General features: G+C 38.6%; 19 protein-coding genes. 12 read left to right on the top strand and 7 right to left on the bottom strand.

Annotated features, from left to right (window positions below; genetic code table 11):
• Window positions 1–6: 6 nt before the first annotated feature.
• On the top strand, window positions 7–1,458 hold the full coding sequence (locus E6139_RS19685; protein ID WP_316405243.1) for a 6-phospho-beta-glucosidase: 1,452 nt from the start codon (window positions 7–9) through the stop codon (window positions 1,456–1,458).
• Between the two features lie 106 nt (window positions 1,459–1,564).
• On the opposite strand, the gene E6139_RS19680 is transcribed toward E6139_RS19685, so the two are convergent.
• Together E6139_RS19680 and E6139_RS19675 are read right to left on the bottom strand one after the other, a co-directional pair.
• A complete protein-coding gene (locus tag E6139_RS19680; RefSeq protein ID WP_316405242.1) occupies window positions 1,565–2,512 on the bottom strand; it encodes a Gfo/Idh/MocA family oxidoreductase in 948 nt (315 codons plus the stop codon).
• A gap of 28 nt (window positions 2,513–2,540) precedes the next feature.
• Window positions 2,541–3,413, bottom strand: a complete 873-nt coding sequence (locus E6139_RS19675; RefSeq protein WP_316405241.1) for a MurR/RpiR family transcriptional regulator — start codon at window positions 3,411–3,413, stop codon at window positions 2,541–2,543.
• Window positions 3,414–3,701: 288 nt separating this feature from the next.
• On the opposite strand from E6139_RS19675, the gene E6139_RS19670 reads away from it, so the two are divergent.
• The 4 genes from E6139_RS19670 (at window position 3,702) to E6139_RS19655 (ending at window position 6,396) form a co-directional block, all read left to right on the top strand.
• Window positions 3,702–4,757: an alpha/beta hydrolase gene (locus tag E6139_RS19670; protein WP_316405240.1), complete on the top strand. Its 1,056-nt coding sequence runs from the start codon at window positions 3,702–3,704 to the stop codon at window positions 4,755–4,757.
• 27 nt (window positions 4,758–4,784) lie between these two features.
• Complete coding sequence (locus E6139_RS19665; protein ID WP_316405239.1) at window positions 4,785–5,489, top strand: alpha/beta hydrolase; 705 nt, start codon at window positions 4,785–4,787, stop codon at window positions 5,487–5,489.
• A 63-nt stretch (window positions 5,490–5,552) separates the two neighbouring features.
• Window positions 5,553–5,798, top strand: coding sequence for a hypothetical protein (locus E6139_RS19660; protein WP_316405238.1), 246 nt, complete (start codon window positions 5,553–5,555; stop codon window positions 5,796–5,798).
• Between the two features lie 178 nt (window positions 5,799–5,976).
• Window positions 5,977–6,396 (top strand): GNAT family N-acetyltransferase, encoded by a 420-nt coding sequence (locus tag E6139_RS19655; RefSeq protein WP_316405237.1) that lies wholly within the window; start codon window positions 5,977–5,979, stop codon window positions 6,394–6,396.
• 134 nt (window positions 6,397–6,530) lie between these two features.
• Here E6139_RS19655 and E6139_RS19650 read toward each other — a convergent pair whose 3' ends face one another.
• On the bottom strand, window positions 6,531–7,901 hold the full coding sequence (locus E6139_RS19650) for a HAMP domain-containing sensor histidine kinase (RefSeq protein ID WP_316405236.1): 1,371 nt from the start codon (window positions 7,899–7,901) through the stop codon (window positions 6,531–6,533).
• A 34-nt stretch (window positions 7,902–7,935) separates the two neighbouring features.
• Entirely contained in the window at window positions 7,936–8,640 is a 705-nt protein-coding gene (locus E6139_RS19645) for a response regulator transcription factor (RefSeq protein WP_316405235.1), read from the bottom strand.
• 175 nt (window positions 8,641–8,815) lie between these two features.
• Between E6139_RS19645 and E6139_RS19640 the strand changes: the two genes are divergently transcribed.
• The 7 genes from E6139_RS19640 (at window position 8,816) to E6139_RS19610 (ending at window position 14,216) form a co-directional block, all read left to right on the top strand.
• Window positions 8,816–9,481, top strand: a complete 666-nt coding sequence (locus tag E6139_RS19640) for a flavodoxin (RefSeq protein ID WP_316405234.1) — start codon at window positions 8,816–8,818, stop codon at window positions 9,479–9,481.
• 29 nt (window positions 9,482–9,510) lie between these two features.
• On the top strand, window positions 9,511–10,233 hold the full coding sequence (locus E6139_RS19635; RefSeq protein WP_316405233.1) for a dihydrofolate reductase family protein: 723 nt from the start codon (window positions 9,511–9,513) through the stop codon (window positions 10,231–10,233).
• An 84-nt stretch (window positions 10,234–10,317) separates the two neighbouring features.
• Window positions 10,318–10,620, top strand: coding sequence for a hypothetical protein (locus tag E6139_RS19630; protein ID WP_316405232.1), 303 nt, complete (start codon window positions 10,318–10,320; stop codon window positions 10,618–10,620).
• A 306-nt stretch (window positions 10,621–10,926) separates the two neighbouring features.
• Window positions 10,927–11,601 (top strand): flavodoxin, encoded by a 675-nt coding sequence (locus E6139_RS19625; RefSeq protein ID WP_316405231.1) that lies wholly within the window; start codon window positions 10,927–10,929, stop codon window positions 11,599–11,601.
• A 30-nt stretch (window positions 11,602–11,631) separates the two neighbouring features.
• Window positions 11,632–12,357, top strand: coding sequence for a flavodoxin (locus tag E6139_RS19620; protein WP_316405230.1), 726 nt, complete (start codon window positions 11,632–11,634; stop codon window positions 12,355–12,357).
• 130 nt (window positions 12,358–12,487) lie between these two features.
• Window positions 12,488–13,213 carry a dihydrofolate reductase family protein gene (locus E6139_RS19615; protein ID WP_316405229.1) on the top strand — a complete coding sequence of 242 codons (726 nt, stop codon included), beginning with the start codon at window positions 12,488–12,490 and terminating at the stop codon, window positions 13,211–13,213.
• Window positions 13,214–13,262: 49 nt separating this feature from the next.
• Window positions 13,263–14,216, top strand: a complete 954-nt coding sequence (locus E6139_RS19610; RefSeq protein WP_316405228.1) for an aldo/keto reductase — start codon at window positions 13,263–13,265, stop codon at window positions 14,214–14,216.
• A 63-nt stretch (window positions 14,217–14,279) separates the two neighbouring features.
• On the opposite strand, the gene E6139_RS19605 is transcribed toward E6139_RS19610, so the two are convergent.
• The 3 genes from E6139_RS19605 to E6139_RS19595 are packed head-to-tail and all read right to left on the bottom strand — an operon-like array spanning window position 14,280 to window position 15,964.
• Window positions 14,280–14,972 carry a DUF4405 domain-containing protein gene (locus E6139_RS19605; protein WP_316405227.1) on the bottom strand — a complete coding sequence of 231 codons (693 nt, stop codon included), beginning with the start codon at window positions 14,970–14,972 and terminating at the stop codon, window positions 14,280–14,282.
• A gap of 45 nt (window positions 14,973–15,017) precedes the next feature.
• Window positions 15,018–15,533, bottom strand: a complete 516-nt coding sequence (locus tag E6139_RS19600; protein ID WP_316405226.1) for a Gx transporter family protein — start codon at window positions 15,531–15,533, stop codon at window positions 15,018–15,020.
• A gap of 32 nt (window positions 15,534–15,565) precedes the next feature.
• Window positions 15,566–15,964 (bottom strand): NusG domain II-containing protein, encoded by a 399-nt coding sequence (locus E6139_RS19595; protein ID WP_316405283.1) that lies wholly within the window; start codon window positions 15,962–15,964, stop codon window positions 15,566–15,568.
• Window positions 15,965–16,071: the final 107 nt, after the last annotated feature.

The raw sequence follows: 16,071 nt of genomic DNA, 5'->3' as shown, positions 1-16,071 counted from the left end.
ATCAACATGGCTTTAGATAAAAACTTTTTATGGGGCGGTGCGACCGCAGCCAATCAAACCGAAGGCGGTGTCCTGGAAGGCGGGCGGAAATTGGCTAATATCGACGTCCTGCCTTATGGTGAAGATCGAAAAAAAGTCGCAGCCGGCGATTTGGAAATGCTGGAATGGCAGGAGGGTTATTATTATCCCGCCAAAGAAGCGGTGGACATGTACCATCATTATATGGAAGATATCCAACTTTTTGCTGAGATGGGCTTCAAGGTCTATCGGATGTCCCTGTCATGGTCACGGATTTTTCCGAATGGCGATGATCAAGAACCGAATGAAGCAGGCTTGAAATTCTATGAAGATATTTTTCATGAATTAAAGAAGCATAATATCGAACCGCTGGTGACAATCACACATTTTGATATCCCGATTCATTTGGTCAAGGAATATGGTGGCTGGAGAAATCGGAAATTAGTCGAGTTTTATACCCGCTACGCGAGAACCGTTTTGACTCGTTATAAAGGCTTAGTCAAATATTGGCTGACCATCAACGAGATCAATATCCTGCTTCATCAGCCTTTTGTAGGCGGCGGGATCGTTTTTAAAGAGGGCGAAAATAAAGAAGAAATCAAGTATCAGGCAGCACATCATCAATTGGTCGCCAGTGCCTTGACCACAAAGATCGCCCACGAGGTTGATCCTGAAAATCAAGTCGGCTGTATGCTAGCGGGCGGTAGTCACTATCCTTATACTTGCCGCCCAGAGGATTATCAAGAAGCGATCAAGCGTGATCGGGAAGGCTATTTCTTCATTGATGTGCAAGCGAGAGGGAAGTATCCCAATTATGCGCTGAAGAAATTTGAACGGGAAGGCTTAACGATTCAGATGGAGCCGGAGGACAAAGAAATATTAGCCGCATCACCTGTCGATTTTGTGACCTTTTCTTATTATTGCTCACGAACCGTCAGCGCTCATCCCGAAGACTATCAGCAGGCAACCGGAAATCTCTTCGCTTCGATCAAAAATGACAATCTTCCTTCAACAGAATGGGGCTGGCAGATCGATCCATTAGGGTTGCGAAATTCCTTGAATCAGCTGTATGATCGCTATCAAAAACCGCTCTTTATCGTGGAAAATGGTCTGGGAGCTGTCGATATTCCCGATGAAAATGGCTATGTCGCCGATGATTATCGGATCGATTATTTGGAAAAACATGTGCAGGCCTTTATGGATGCGGTGGAGATCGACGGCGTCGAACTGATGGGTTACACCACCTGGGGCTGCATTGATCTGATCGCAGCCAGTACTGGACAAATGAGCAAACGTTATGGCTTTGTCTACGTCGATCGCGATGATCAAGGCAATGGTACGATGAAACGGACCAAGAAAAAATCCTTTGATTGGTATAAGCAAGTGATCGCATCCAATGGAGAACTAGTGAGGAAACAATTAGTTTCAAGCGCTAAATGATCGTAAAGTACTTTTGAATAATACTTAACAAACGTAAAGCCGAATGCCTATTTCACTTTCCGAAAAGAAAGTAAATAGTTATTCGGCTTTTTTAATTTGGATTGAATTAGTTGATTTTCTTCTTGATCAGATCAATCAACTCTGCACAGTGAAGACTATATTCCAGCGTCATGATTGGATTTTCGATTTCTTTTCTATTAAAAGAAGTGTGCATCGCTTCGATCTCTGAATAAAAATCATCATGATCGTAGGGCAGATCGAATTCTTTCGTCTCGTTTTCTGTAGTCAAAGTAAAGCTAGCTGCTCGATGGAAGTTCGGCATTGTAATCGTACCTTTTTTTCCAGTAATTACCGCGACAGTTTCAGTGTTTCGATCAAAACCGGTTTCGATGATCGCTTCGAACTGGTCATGAATCAGCGAAGCCTTAACATATAGATCGATTTGATTTTCATGAAGCTTGTATTCAATCGCACCAACTGTTAGATCAGCCGGACTGAAATCCTCGATCAATGAAAGATTATAGATTCCCATATCCAGCAGCGCGCCACCTTGTTTCGGCATGTAGTGATAGTGGGTCTGATCTTCGGGCATTTCCCGACAAAGCGAGGTGAATACTTTGGTGATTTCACCGATTTCTCCAGCCGTAATCAACTCCTGAGCTAGGCGATAAGCTGGGACAAAACGGCTTTTCATGGCTTCCATAAACAAAATATTTTGTGTTCGGGCGGTTTCCGCAACATCCTTCATCTCTGTTGCATTCATAGTAGCCGGTTTTTCACATAAAACACCTTTGCCCGCTTCCAAGGCCTTGATGATCCATTCGTGATGATAAAGGTGGGGCAAAGCGATATAAACCAAATCAATTTCAGAATCATCCAGCAGCAGCTGGTAATCATCAAAAATCTTCTCACAAGGATGATTGCTTTGAAACGCCGCTGCCTTTTCCATCGTACGACAAGCAACCCCATATAGCTGCGCCTCAGTAAAATTCGTTAAGCTTTCCGCAAAACGATTGGCAATGTTCCCAGCGCCAATAATTCCCCAGTTGATCATAAAAAAACTCCTCTTTTCCTTTGAATTTTCAATTTACTTCAGGATTCGCCAATATTCCGGTTTCCATGATATCGTGCTTCTTTTTCAGATTGACTAAGTTCTTTTGATACTCCTTGGCGTAAACAATCGAGAACAAGGTATTCAAAATATATTCAAACGCGACCTGCGATGAAAACGTACTGACCTTCAAAAAGTCCAATTCATCATGATTGAAGACGATCGGTTGGGTCGCTAATGAGGCCAAATTCGAATTTCCGTTTCCCGTTAATAAAATGGATGGTACATTTTCATTTAAAAACAGCTTCAGCATTCGCTCATACTGCGGCACTTTGGCGCGATAGGTAATGAAAATCGCACAATCCTTGCTCGTTAAGTTGGCCGCATTCCAATCACCATCGCCGTATTCATCGGCAATAATCAAAAATTTATTGATCTTTACCAGCTTATTTTGAAAGCTGCGGGCGCGAATTTGGGAATCACCGGTAGCAAATAAGAAAATCCGTTCTGATTTTGTCAGCAATCGCGCGGCTTCTTCCAATGCTTCATCACTTAGCTGCGCATAGGTCCGTTTCACCGTATCAATCGTCAAATCAGAGATTTTTTTAGCGATTTCGGTAGCGGTATCATTTGGATGAAAGGGAAAGTTGGCATCAACATCGTTTAATCGGTAGAGTTCGCTATGGGCAATTTCCGAGATGGCGATCCGAAAATCCCGGAATCCATCATAGCCCATTTTCCTAGCTAAGCGGCTAACAGACGAATGAGAAGTGTAGGTATTTTTTGCCAGTTCGTCCACATTAAGTGACGGGGCAGTGGTCAAATTATCCAATATGTAGTCCGCGATCCGTTTTTCTGTATTAGTCAGCCCTTGTTGCACTCGCAATTTATCAATTAAAAGCATTCAAATCACCTCATGATAATCATAACTTACTTCCAGTATAAGCAGAAGTGAATTTCAGTTTTGAGTCCGATTCTGGTAAAAACTTTCAGGATTTACATGTAAAAGGGTGATTAAGTGAAAAAAGTACCCGTTTTGATTGAGTTACTCTAGCTCAAAAAAGCCTTGCCTTGAAGTGAACTCCATAGTGTATGTTTAGGTTTAGATGAAAGATAGTACGAAAAACACTAACTATTGAGAGGAAGCCTACCAGATAATTCGTGTTGCTACGCAATTTAGGAGGGAATCAACGTGAAAACCAGACTGTTTAAAGAAAAAAACAAGCACAAGCTGTGTATCTTGATCTGTTTTGTTCCATTGCTATTGTTGCTTACATCCTGTAGTTCAGATAGTTCAACTAAAAACATTAATAGTTCAGAGCTCCCCAATACCAATAAAGCCAAAAATAAGGGAAATAGTACTCTGACAGAAAATTTAGCTCAAACGGGTACTACGATTTCTGTACCCTCGACGTATAGATTACCAGCGAAGCAGCAAGGAACAGTAGTACCTTTCGAGTATCAGACAAAAGAATATGCGGGAGATGGTTCTGCTACCGAAAAGACAGTCTACGTTTACCTTCCATATGGTTACGAAGAAAAGGATACCGAAACACGATACGATATTCTTTATCTGATGCATGGTTGGGGCGGTTCTGCGGGTGAGTATTTAACTGGTGGGAACGGACGGCTCAAAAATATGTTTGACCAGATGATTGAGCGTGGTGATCTCTCGCCTACGATCATTGTTTCAGCTACTTTCTATACGGAAAATAGTTCAAAAGATTTTAGCAGCTCTGTGGATGAGCTGCGGGAATTCCATCAGGATTTTGCCAATGATTTAATGCCTGCTGTTGAGAGTAAGTTTCACACCTATGCTAAGAGCACGTCTAAGGAAGATTTAACAGCTTCTCGTGATCATCGTGCATTTGGCGGTTTTTCGCTTGGATCAGTCACTACTTGGATGGAGTTTTGCTACGACTCTGATTATATCCGCTATTTCTTGCCTATGAGCGGCTCATGCTGGTATTACGGCGGTTATGGCGATTATTACCCAGAAAAGACGTGTGACTTTTTTGAAGAATTGATTGAGGAGAAGGACTTGAATGAGCGTGGGTACTTTATCTATGCGGCAACAGGTACGGAAGATGCAGTGCGGGATCAAGTGGAAGTACAAATGGAGGAAATGCTCAAGAGAAACGATGTGTTTACCTCTGACCATGTTGTTTACTATCAAAAAGAAGGTGGCAGACACGATTTTGAAGCGGTTGAGGAATACATCTATAATGCACTGCCGCTTTTCTTTTAAACAATTAGAGGAAGTGAGGGACCGATTATGAATGTAAAAATGAGAAGAAATTTGTGGCGTATGTTCCTCCTCTTTCTATTTTTTTCATTGGTTGGCTGTTCTAGCGATGGTGAAGATACAATGCAAAGATCAAATGAATCAGAGATAAATGAAGAGACGAATGTCCCTCAAAATTACACCTTAAAGACTAAAGTTGTTGATGTAATCAATGATCCAGCTTTTGAGGGTTACGGTCGATTGATATTTCCCGCTGATAAACAAATAGATGCGTCTCTAGCGCTGGAGGATGTGGGTGATATTCTCACATGGTACAACAATGTAAATCCAGACAGAACGGTAGAAATCGCAAATTATTTGAAAAGTCAGGTGCAAAAAGGTGAAAAAATCTTTTACGATATTTATACAGCAGAAGAAAAGCAGGAAGATCCAGATAAAGAAAATACAGGGTTATTCTTATTTCGCGGCAATCCAAATGAAAAATTTGCCGTATTAAATGCTGGTGGAGGATTCTCTTATGTTGCAGCTATGCATGATAGTTTTCCTCATGCGCTTGAGTTGTCTAAGAAAGGCTACAACGCATTTGCGTTAATTTATCGTCCAGAAGCTAGAAGTGCGGCGGAGGATCTGGCAAGAGCCATTGCCTTCCTTCACGAGAATGCAGAAGAGCTACAGGTTGATGTTTCAAATTATTCTCTTTGGGGCGGATCGGCAGGTGCAAGAATGGCTGCCTGATTAGGGGCAAATGGAACGGATAGATATGGAGAGAAGGATTATCCGCGACCGGCAGCTGTAATTATGCAGTACACTGGATTGTCAGAAATTACAGGAGATGAACCAGCGACCTATGCTAATGTCGGAACCAATGACGGGATTGCTTCTTATCAAACAGTAGAATCATATATTAATCGTATAAAAGCCCAAGGACAAGATACCGAAATTGACGTTTTTGATGGCCTGTCTCATGGGTTTGGATTAGGTGAGGGAACAGTTGCGGATGGCTGGATTGAAAACGCAATTGACTTTTGGGAAAGAAATACGTGATTTAGACTAAGTCATTAGATTCATGGATGAATTTATCTCTTCAGCCTAAATATATAGTGCTTCATCTTTCCTTTTTACTTTGTTATGATTGAGAAAATCGTCATTTGACTAAACAACTGTACTCAAGTTATTTAAGCAGTAGTAATAGTTGATTTGCTTATTGAGAAGGGAACGTATTATGGAAATTGATATCTTAAAGCAAAAAGATTTGGAGTCATATAAGGAACTGATTGATGAATGTTTTGGCACAAGCAATGATTTAGAGAAATATCAAAAGTATAGTGAAAATACAGCCTATCAAATTTTTGTTGTTAAAGTGGAGAATACAATTATTGCTAGTGCCACTCAATATTCGATTGATTTATTTACATTTGATTTTCAGCCCTGTCTTATGCTGTTTAATGTTGCAGTAAGGACTGATTATCGCGAAAAACAAATTGCGAAGGACCTTTTAACACATATTATTAAAAATGCAAGAAATGAAGGGTATCGTTCAATTTCATTAACATGTTTAGATACTGCTTATCCCGCACATAGGCTTTATGAAAGTGTCGGATTTAAAAAGGCAGATAGCATTAAATACGCACTGGTTCTATAATCGATATATCATCTAATCAGCAAATAGGTCGGTGATAAATTTCAATTTCTTAATTATAGAAAAACTGTGAGGTAACAGCCTATCTAGGATTGCTGTTAACCTCACAGTTAGTCTTATGTTCTCTTTGAGTTTATCTAAATATTCCTATTCGGTATACAAAACCAAAAACTAGTCACACCATTTGCAGAGGTTACTCCATAGGTCATATTATGCGCAGATAATATCGTACTGACGATGGCTAACCCAATACCAGTTCCTTCTTTATGTCCCCCTTGATGCTGCACGCGTTGATATCGTTCCCATATTTCATCGATTTGTTCGGGCGGTATATCTTGACCAGGATTCGTAATCGATACTCTGATAGAAGAATCCTCATTAACAATATCAACTAAAATCGTTTCACCGCCTGGGGTGTGGTTTATGGCATTGTTTAACAGATTTCGGAGTACTTGGCTCATTTTTAACGTATCCATTTCTAAGGGGATAGACGAACTGAAGCTGCGCAGGACAATCGAGATATCGTATCGTTGCCCAACTTCATTTGCGTATAACACGCAGGATTCAATGAGACTAAATAGATTTGATACTTCAAGGTTTAGATCTGAGTAGCCCGCCTGCATAATCGAATAATCCATAATATCATCGACCATTTGACTGAGCCGATTCGCTTCTGAGATGATCAGATCCATGTTGTTTCTTCTCTTTTCCTCGTCGCCACCTGTAACATCTCTTACCATTTCTCCATAACCAGTGATTAGTGCGAGAGGGGTTCTTAACTCATGGGAAATATTTGCGATAACTTCTTTTCTCAGGACTTCTACTCTTTGCAGCTCTTTACCAAGCTCATTCACCGATTCGGATAATTCACCCAATTCATCATTTCGTTTCACATCTGTCGTTGAATCAAGTTTGCCGAGAGTCATGTCAGTGACGGAGTTTTTAATCTTAGTAATCGGCTTTGAAAAGTAAATCGATAAAAGAAAAGAGATGATTGAAGCTACAAGCGTTAGGACGAGACTGAAAATAAGTAATTGCCTTCTGTTCAAACGTTGCAAACTATCCGTCTGTGTGATGGTGTTGTACATCAGTAAAGCGACTGGTTTTTCCTTAAATGAAGATTTGACGCCAACGATGATCGCGGAGGTTTTTGAAAATTTCTCTACAAAGGAAAGATTTGTTCCAGAAATGACCTCCGCTGACCGATCGGTAAGCCACGAATAATCATGTTCAAGTGCTGATGGCTCCATTTCACGGCCATTGTTGTAGGCATATAGAATATTTCCATCCTTATCAGTAAGGAAGACTAAACCGATGATCGTCTTGCTAAGAAACTTTATTGGATTATCGCTATCATTAGGGTCGATTTTATCTAGTTTCGATAAATCCTTGGCGTTTTGCTCTACCCGAACAGTTAGGTCCTTCATCGTGGTATCAACATAATTTGGCTCAAAAAGCCAAATTTGCATCACCCATAAAAAGGCAATCGCAACAATCACTAAAAACATGTTCGCCAGCCAAAATTTTAGTAGTAATTTACTTTTAAGGTATTTCCTTATGGATGTTTTCTTCGATGTATTCAAATTTATAGCCTACTCCCCATACTGTAGTAATAAGATCGCGACAGGATCCTAAGCGATCCCTTAATGACTTGATATGAGTGTCTACCGTTCTAGTGTCTCCGTAATAGTTATAGCCCCAAACATTCTTTAGGATCGTTTCCCGATCCAATACGATCTGATGATTCTTGGTTAAGTAGATCAGCAAATCAAATTCCTTTGGTGTCAGCACAATCGGAATTGAATCAACAGCTACAGAATGAGATTTTTCATTGATATGTAGATTACCAAAGGTGACTCCCGAACTGTTGGAAGTATTGCTTCTTTTCAGAACCGCTCTGATTCTAGCCATTAATTCTTTCGGACTAAAGGGCTTGCTCACATAATCGTCAGCTCCCAAATTGAAACCTAGCAGCTTATCATATTCCTCGGTACGTGCTGAAAGCATGATTACCGGAGCTTGCGTGTATTGCCGGATTTCGGCTAACCCCTCAAAGCCATCTTTTCCAGGCATCATAACATCAAGGATAATGATATCGAAATCGGTATTCTCAACCAGCTGCAACGCTTGCCCGCAATTTTTAGCTTCAGTGCAATTAAATCCCTCAATATCTGCGTACGTTTTAACCAACGCTCTAAGATGAAGATCATCATCAACGATTAATAGTTTTCTTATTTCATTCACCATAAACACCCCCAAAACCCGTTCTTTTTTTGCAGTATAGCATAATTATGAGTCATTTTTTTAAGTAATAGCCAATGTTCTGTAAAACCTGTTAAATCTATCACAAAAACCTCACAAATTCTTTCTAAGATTAAGTTACAAATGGATTCTACAACGAAGGAAAAGGAGATGGGAAATTATGAAGAAGGTTTTCGGTATTTTATGCGGGATATTATTTGCAGTAAGTTTAGGGGCATGCGGTTCCGATAATGAGGAGGGAGCGAGCTCCAGTTCGAACGCTTCATCGGCGCAAAATGTAAAAATTGAGGGAAAAACGCTAGTTGTCTATTTTTCAGAGCCAGAAAAATCAGGAACAGATGCCGTAGCTGGAGCCAGTCGAGTGGTGGAAAATGGCGAAGTCGTCGGAAACACCCAATTTCTGGCTGAAACGGTCAGTGAAGAAACCGAAGCAGAATTATTTAGAATCGAAACTGTCAAAGCTTATCCTTCTGACCACGATGAGCTAGTTGATTATGGCGAGCAGGAACAAAATGAAGAGGCTCGACCTGAATTGAAAGCCAAGGTCGATGATTTGGATGACTATGACACAATCTTTATCGGCTATCCAATTTGGTTCAGTGATTTGCCGATGCCGCTTTACACCTTCTTGGATGAACATGATTTTTCAGGAAAAACAATCATTCCATTTTCTACCAATGGAGGCAGCAGTATGTCAGGAACCATTACAACTATAACAGACATGGAACCCGGTGCCGAAGTATCTGACAATGGGATTTCCATTTCACGAGATAACATTTCAGGTTCGAAACAAGAGGTCATCGATTGGGTGAATGAGTTCAAATAGCTATAGAGAGTCTAACTAAGGAGGAAACTATGGTAAAGCCATATACAATTTGTCATATTCTATCGGCATTAGACGGAAAGATATCAGGCGATTTCTTTCAGACAGAATCTGGCAAAAGCGCCAGCGGAGAATACGCCAAGCTCAGAAACGAGTTCAATGCTGAAGCATGGTTATTTGGAACAACTACGACTAAAACCTTTACTCATTTCAAAAAGCCGGATTTGGCTACATTCCAAGATGATGGATCGAGCAAAGATCACCTAGCAGTGAATAGCGCCAAAATGTTCTATGTGTCTTTGGATACGAAAGGTGAGATTGGCTGGGATTCGGGAACATTTAAGAAAGAAGGCAGACCAGATGCCCATATTATTGAAATAATTCTAGAAACTACTGATCCTGCTTATCGAGCCTATTTAAAAGAGAGAGGTGTTTCCTACATAACTGCAGGGAAGGATTCATTGGACTGCAAGGTTGCAATGGAGAAGTTGTATCATCTGTTTGGCATTCAGAAAGTACTGATTTGTGGCGGTGGATTAGCAAATTGGTCCTTTCTATCACAAGGAGTCGTGGATCAATTGAGTATCGTATTAACACCTGCCGTTGATGGGAGTTCTGAGACACCGTCGATCTTTGAACGGGGAATCAGCAATGCATCACGTCCATTGGATAGTCTGACAAAAGAATTCAAGTTGGAGGATATTAATATTTTGACAGGTAACAGTATCTGGCTGAATTATTCTGTAAAAAATTAATAGGTAATCATTTGGCTGCAGACAAAGTTTCATGATTGTATCTGCAGCCTTTTTATATAGAAAGAAAAAAACAAAGGAGTCATTATGGAACGTATTCTGGTTGTTTGCCTTTCAGGCTATAGCGCCGGCTTATTATCTTCTAAAATGAAGAAAAATGTCACTGAAAGGAAGCTAAATGTAAGGATCTTTTATTGTGCTTTGTGCAACATTGAAGCTTCAATAAAAAAGTTCAATATAACAAAGGTCTTACTGGCACCACAAATTTCATGGAAATATGAACTAAGAGAGCAGTCTTCTTTTAAGAAAAAGGATGTGATAGTAATTCGGATGGCTGATTACGGAATAATGAATAGTGAAAAGATATTGATAGATTCGCTAAAAAAATAAATAAAAAAAGCAGATCACGTTTAACAATGGATAAGGGTGGTATCCATCATTATTGACATTGATCTGCTTCTTTGAAAAAGAGAATAAATAAAAAGGTTTTACTTGTTAGGGTACTTTTATAGTAAAGGGAAAAAGTGATGGATTTGTGAGGTATCAGTGCAAGTTTTGAAAAATGTCAAAGTAAAAGATCGAATCCAAAAAGGATATTTGAATAAATTTCTTTGTTGCTTAAACTTTGCTAGTTCTATCACAAGGCCAACACATTTTTCTTTTACCATAAACTACATAAAGATAAAGGAGTGTGTTATGAAGAAAATCTCAGCTTTGTTTATTGTGATCTTGACCGTTTTGCTATCCGCCTGCGGGACGACAACAGACAGGGGAAACGCAAATAATGCAGTCTCTTCAGAAGCAAGTACTGAAAGGAGTTCAACAGGAGCGAAGAGTTTACTTGTCTATTTTTCAATTCCAGAAACAACCAAAGCAGATACTGTTTCTGGCGCTAGTCAGGCTTCTGAAGATGATTTAACAACGGGAAATATTCAGTCTATTGCCGAAAAAATCGAGTCTATAACCCAGTCAGATATCCTGCGCTTAGAAGTCAAGGAGCCTTATCCAGAAGATTACGAGGAAACTGTGGCTCGTGCTAGAAAGGAGATAAATCAGGAAACGTTACCTGAACTAGAAACAAAACTTCCTGATCTTGCGCCTTACGACACAATCTACCTTGGTTATCCGGTATGGGTGACGACAGTTCCTCCTCCAATCAAAACGTTTCTAGATGAGACTGACTTAACGAACAAAACCGTTGCCTTGTTTGCAACTCATGCAGGCTATGGTCTAGGGGATAGCCAAGAGAGAATTGAAGAAATGATCCCAAATAATACCTTTGTGGATACATTAGCGATTGAAGATGAAGAAGTAAAGAATGCCGATGAAGTAGTCCAAAATTGGCTCTCAGAAAATGAGTTGATTAAGTAAATTTTTAAAATAATAATATGGAGGTTTTTTATGAAAAAAGGAAAGCTGCTGCTATCTGCATTATTGTTAGCAATTTTATTGGCTGGTTGTTCGCAAGAAAGTGAACAAGATGCTCAGCCTGCTCAAACACCAGAAATCACGAGTGGAACGGTTCCGAAACGAGCGACAGCAGGAACCGATGATCAGAAAAAGAGTAGTGGCGGAACGAATGGAAATGTCCTGATCGCGTATTTCTCTGTTCCAGAAGCGGTAGGAGTTGATGCGGTTGCGAGAGCAAGTCGTGTTGTCGAAGACGGCGAGGTCGTTGGAAATACCCAATTCGTAGCAGAAACGATTCAACAAGAAACTGGTGGAGAGATATTCCGCATTGAAACAGTTCAAGAGTATCCAGGAGATCATGATGAACTAGTAGATTTTGGTGAAAATGAATTAGCAGAAGATGCACGCCCAGATTTAAAAAATCAAATCGAAAACCTTGAAAATTATGATACAATTTTTATCGGATATCCTGTATGGGCGGGTGATTTACCAATGCCTCTTTACACATTACTCGAGTCTACTGATTTTTCAGGTAAGACGATAATACCTTTTTCAACTCATGGAGGAAGTGGTTTTTCCGGTACGATTGGTACACTAGAAGATTTACAACCCGATGCTACTATTAATACAAATGGACTTACAGTTTCTAGAGAAGATGTATCTGAGTCTAGAGAAGACATAGTTCAGTGGGTTAATAGTTTATCCGTAAAACAGTAAAAATATATAATTCTATACTAGAAGTCTTTTGGGAGAAATCTCAAAATGTCTTCTAGTTTTTTTGCGGATAATACTTGAAATAGACTGAACTCTAGGGTGTAAGATTAAAAATAAGAGAGGAGGAAATATTGTGACAAAGCCAATCGTTATTTGTCATATGTTGAGCGCTCTAGACGGAAAAATTTCAGGAGATTTTTTTCACTCTAGTTTAACTAGTAATGCTAGTACAGAGTACGGGAAAATTAGGAATGAATATACCGCTGATGCTTGGCTGTTTGGTACTACAACAACAAAAGAATTTGTAAATTTCAAAAAGCCTAATCTTGAGAATCACAAAATGAATAATGCATTCGCGGAAGATTTCATTGCTGAACATGATGCCAAACTATACTTCATTTCGGTAGATACGAAAGGAGAAATTTGGTGGGATTCAGGATGTTTCAAAAAGAAGGGTCGTCCCGATTCTCATATTATTGAAGTGCTTTTGGAAAATACATCTTCTTTGTATAAATCCTATCTCAGAGAAAAAGGTGTGTCTTATATAATAGCTGGTCATAATCAGCTCGATTGTAAGTTAGCCTTAGATAAATTAAAACAACTCTTTGGTATTCAAAAAGTTCTTCTTTGTGGTGGTGGATTGATTAATTGGACTTTTGTAAGTCAAGGTGTTGTGGATGAGTTAAGTCTGGTGCTTGCACCAGTTATTGATGGAAGTTCTGAGACTCCAACACTTTTTGAAAGAGGTATTAAATTAGATACGGACGGTATGGATACCAGTCTCATAGAATTCAGCTTGAAAAGTATAAGAATACTACAAAATAGCTCGATTTGGCTGAATTATTCAATTAAAAACTAGAAGGTAATAATAAAACTAGAGAAATTATTATCGATAAAAAGGAGAAGAAATGAATAAACGAAAACTTGGGCAAAATGATTTTACTACTTCAGAAATAGGATTCGGTTGTATGGGTTTAAACCATGATAGAGGTCCAGCAAAAGATAGACAACAGATGATACAACTTATTCACAGAGCAATCGATTTAGGTATCACAATGTTTGATACGGCGGAAGTTTATGGTCCCTATACAAATGAAGAATTAGTTGGTGACGCTTTAGAAGGAAAGAGAAAAAATGTAAAAATTGCTACAAAAGGTGGATTTGATATCTCTAGTCCTGAACTATCACTTGACAGTCGCCCAGAAAAACTAGTGCAATCTATTGAAGGATCACTAAAAAGATTGAAAACTGATTACATTGACCTTTACTATATTCACAGAATTGATCCTAAGGTTCCTATTGAAGAAGTTGCAGAAACAATTGGTAAGATGATCAAAGAAGGTAAAATTCTAAATTGGGGATTATCAGAAGCAGATGCTCAAACAATTCGTAAAGCTCATGCAGTACAACCCATTACAACAATTCAAAGTGAATACTCACTTTGGTGGAGAGAACAGGAAAAAGAAGTTTTTCCATTACTTGAGGAATTAGGAATAGGTTTTATAGCATACAGTCCTCTAGGAAGAGGCTACTTAACGGGAAAGTTGAATTTGGATACTGATTTTTCTCAGAATGATAATCGTGGTAATTTGCCTAGGTTCCAAAAAGAAGCGATGATTGAAAACCAAAAACTACTCGGATTTTTGAAGAAAATCGCTGAAGAAAAAGGGGCTACCTTAGCTCAAATATCACTTGCGTGGGTTTTAAGTCAAAAACCTTGGATTGTTCCTATACCAGGAACAACTAAGGAATTTCGATTAAGGGAAAATATTGAATCATCCTCCTTCACTTTTTCAGAATTAGAACTAAAGCAGATTAATGATAGCTTGAGTAAAATAGATATTTTCGGCGATAGATATTAAATAAAGAGAGAGGATCTTGATTCGATCCTCTCTTTTCTAACATATACTTTTAGATGAATATTTTTAAATCTTAACCTTTGATATTTTAGAATCCTTTCTCTTCTTACTTCTTTTCTTTGATAGTTTTTGTGTTAATAGGAAAAGATGATGACCTAATGCAATACCGCCAGATAAGATTAGTAAATAATCAATAAAAAATAGTATGGGGTGTTCATTGTAATCATGAAAGGGAAAGTCAATTTGCCAAAACATTTTTTGAAAGACTTGTCGTTTAGTACACAAGTAAACTGAAGTGATGATAAGAATTTTCGGCAAAAAACTTGAGATAAAGTGAGGGAAAGTAAACTTTTTCCGTTTTATTTTACTCATCACTAAATTCCAATGCATACCCATATGTGTAGCAATTAAGACAAATGCCCAGGATGAACCTAACATGTGTAGTTTTCTACCGAAATCTCTATGCGACAATCCAATATTACTAGCAGTTGAGGAGAGTAAGAACCCACTAAGTATCAATGTAAAAAAACTAAATAATAGCAGAAAATTGAGAACGATTTGAAGCTTTCTATTTAGGTTGTATTTCCCCTTTGGGAGTGATGTGAACCAATTTCTATTTAGAAATTGATGAAATAGAAAAAGCAAAATTAGAATTGTGCCTATAATTTTGTGTAGATCGATTCCAGTAATGGGTGCAGCCATGGTGATAAATAGAAAGACAGTCATTGCTATGTTAATAGCCCTTTTTTTCGATTTCATTTTGTCATCCTTTCGAATTCATTTCAATTATCTTTTAGGGGATACTCAAAGAATAAATGGACGTAAAACTTTAAAGCGTAAAAGTATTGTATTCGCTAATATACCAATTATAATTCCGGATAGAATACCAAGAAGAGATAGGACTGGTAGATAATTCATTACTGACCAAGATTGAGCGATTAGAGATGCTATTATGAGTTGCCCTACATTGTGCAAGAAACCACCTATTGCACTAATGCCAATACAACTAACTCTATTATTCCCCATTTTTTTGATAAAAATCATACCGACAAAACTCAGTAAAGCACCACTGATACTATATAAAAACGTTGAAACAGTTCCACCTAAAAGAGTGGATAAAAGAACTCGGAGCCAAATGAGGAAAAATACTTCTTTTTTCCTCATTATAAATAGTGATAAAACAGTGGTTATATTAGCCAATCCCATTTTTGCTCCTGGAGCAAATGGAAAGGGATAGGGAATTGTACTTTCGACTAGACTAATTGTCACGCCTTGAGCAACTAATAAAGAAATAAAGATGATCTTTTTTGTTTCCGGCATTTTTGAGTTCACTTTTATTTCACTGACTCCTTTCAGGTGCTAGTATTGGTTATTTCTATGACAAGTTTATGTGGTAAACATACAATTGTTTCACTCTCATTAGATATCCACCCCCGTTTTACACAAGTTTGATCTGTACAGCTAGCTTCTTTGATTCTAATTTTTTTTCCAGAAATTTCGATCAAGTTATAATCACCATCTGAATCCACATACCTGTAAGTAAACGATTCATTCCCTTTTATTAAATCAAAATGTTGAACCTCCTTACCGTCAACTCTGATGACTGCTTGGGTATCTGCACTTTGAGAAATAGAAGAATTATTAATTGAAAAAATGACAAGCGGAAAGATTGACATTAAAACTAGGAAAAAGAGGATAACAATGTCCCAAGGCTTCCAAAAACTATCTTTAAAGAAAGATATTCCTTTAATTTGAGTCAACTGCAGACGGCGTTCTCAAAGAGCCACAAAAACGCTGTTTTTGCGCCAGACAAATCGCGTTTTTGTGAGCCAGTTAAATCGGAGAAAAGAGAGCCACT

Source organism: Enterococcus sp. (genome assembly GCF_032555305.1).
Classification (GTDB): Bacteria; Bacillota; Bacilli; order Lactobacillales; family Enterococcaceae; genus Enterococcus_A.
Note: the sequence above shows the minus strand (reverse complement) of the source record. Positions and strands in the feature narration are given on the sequence as shown.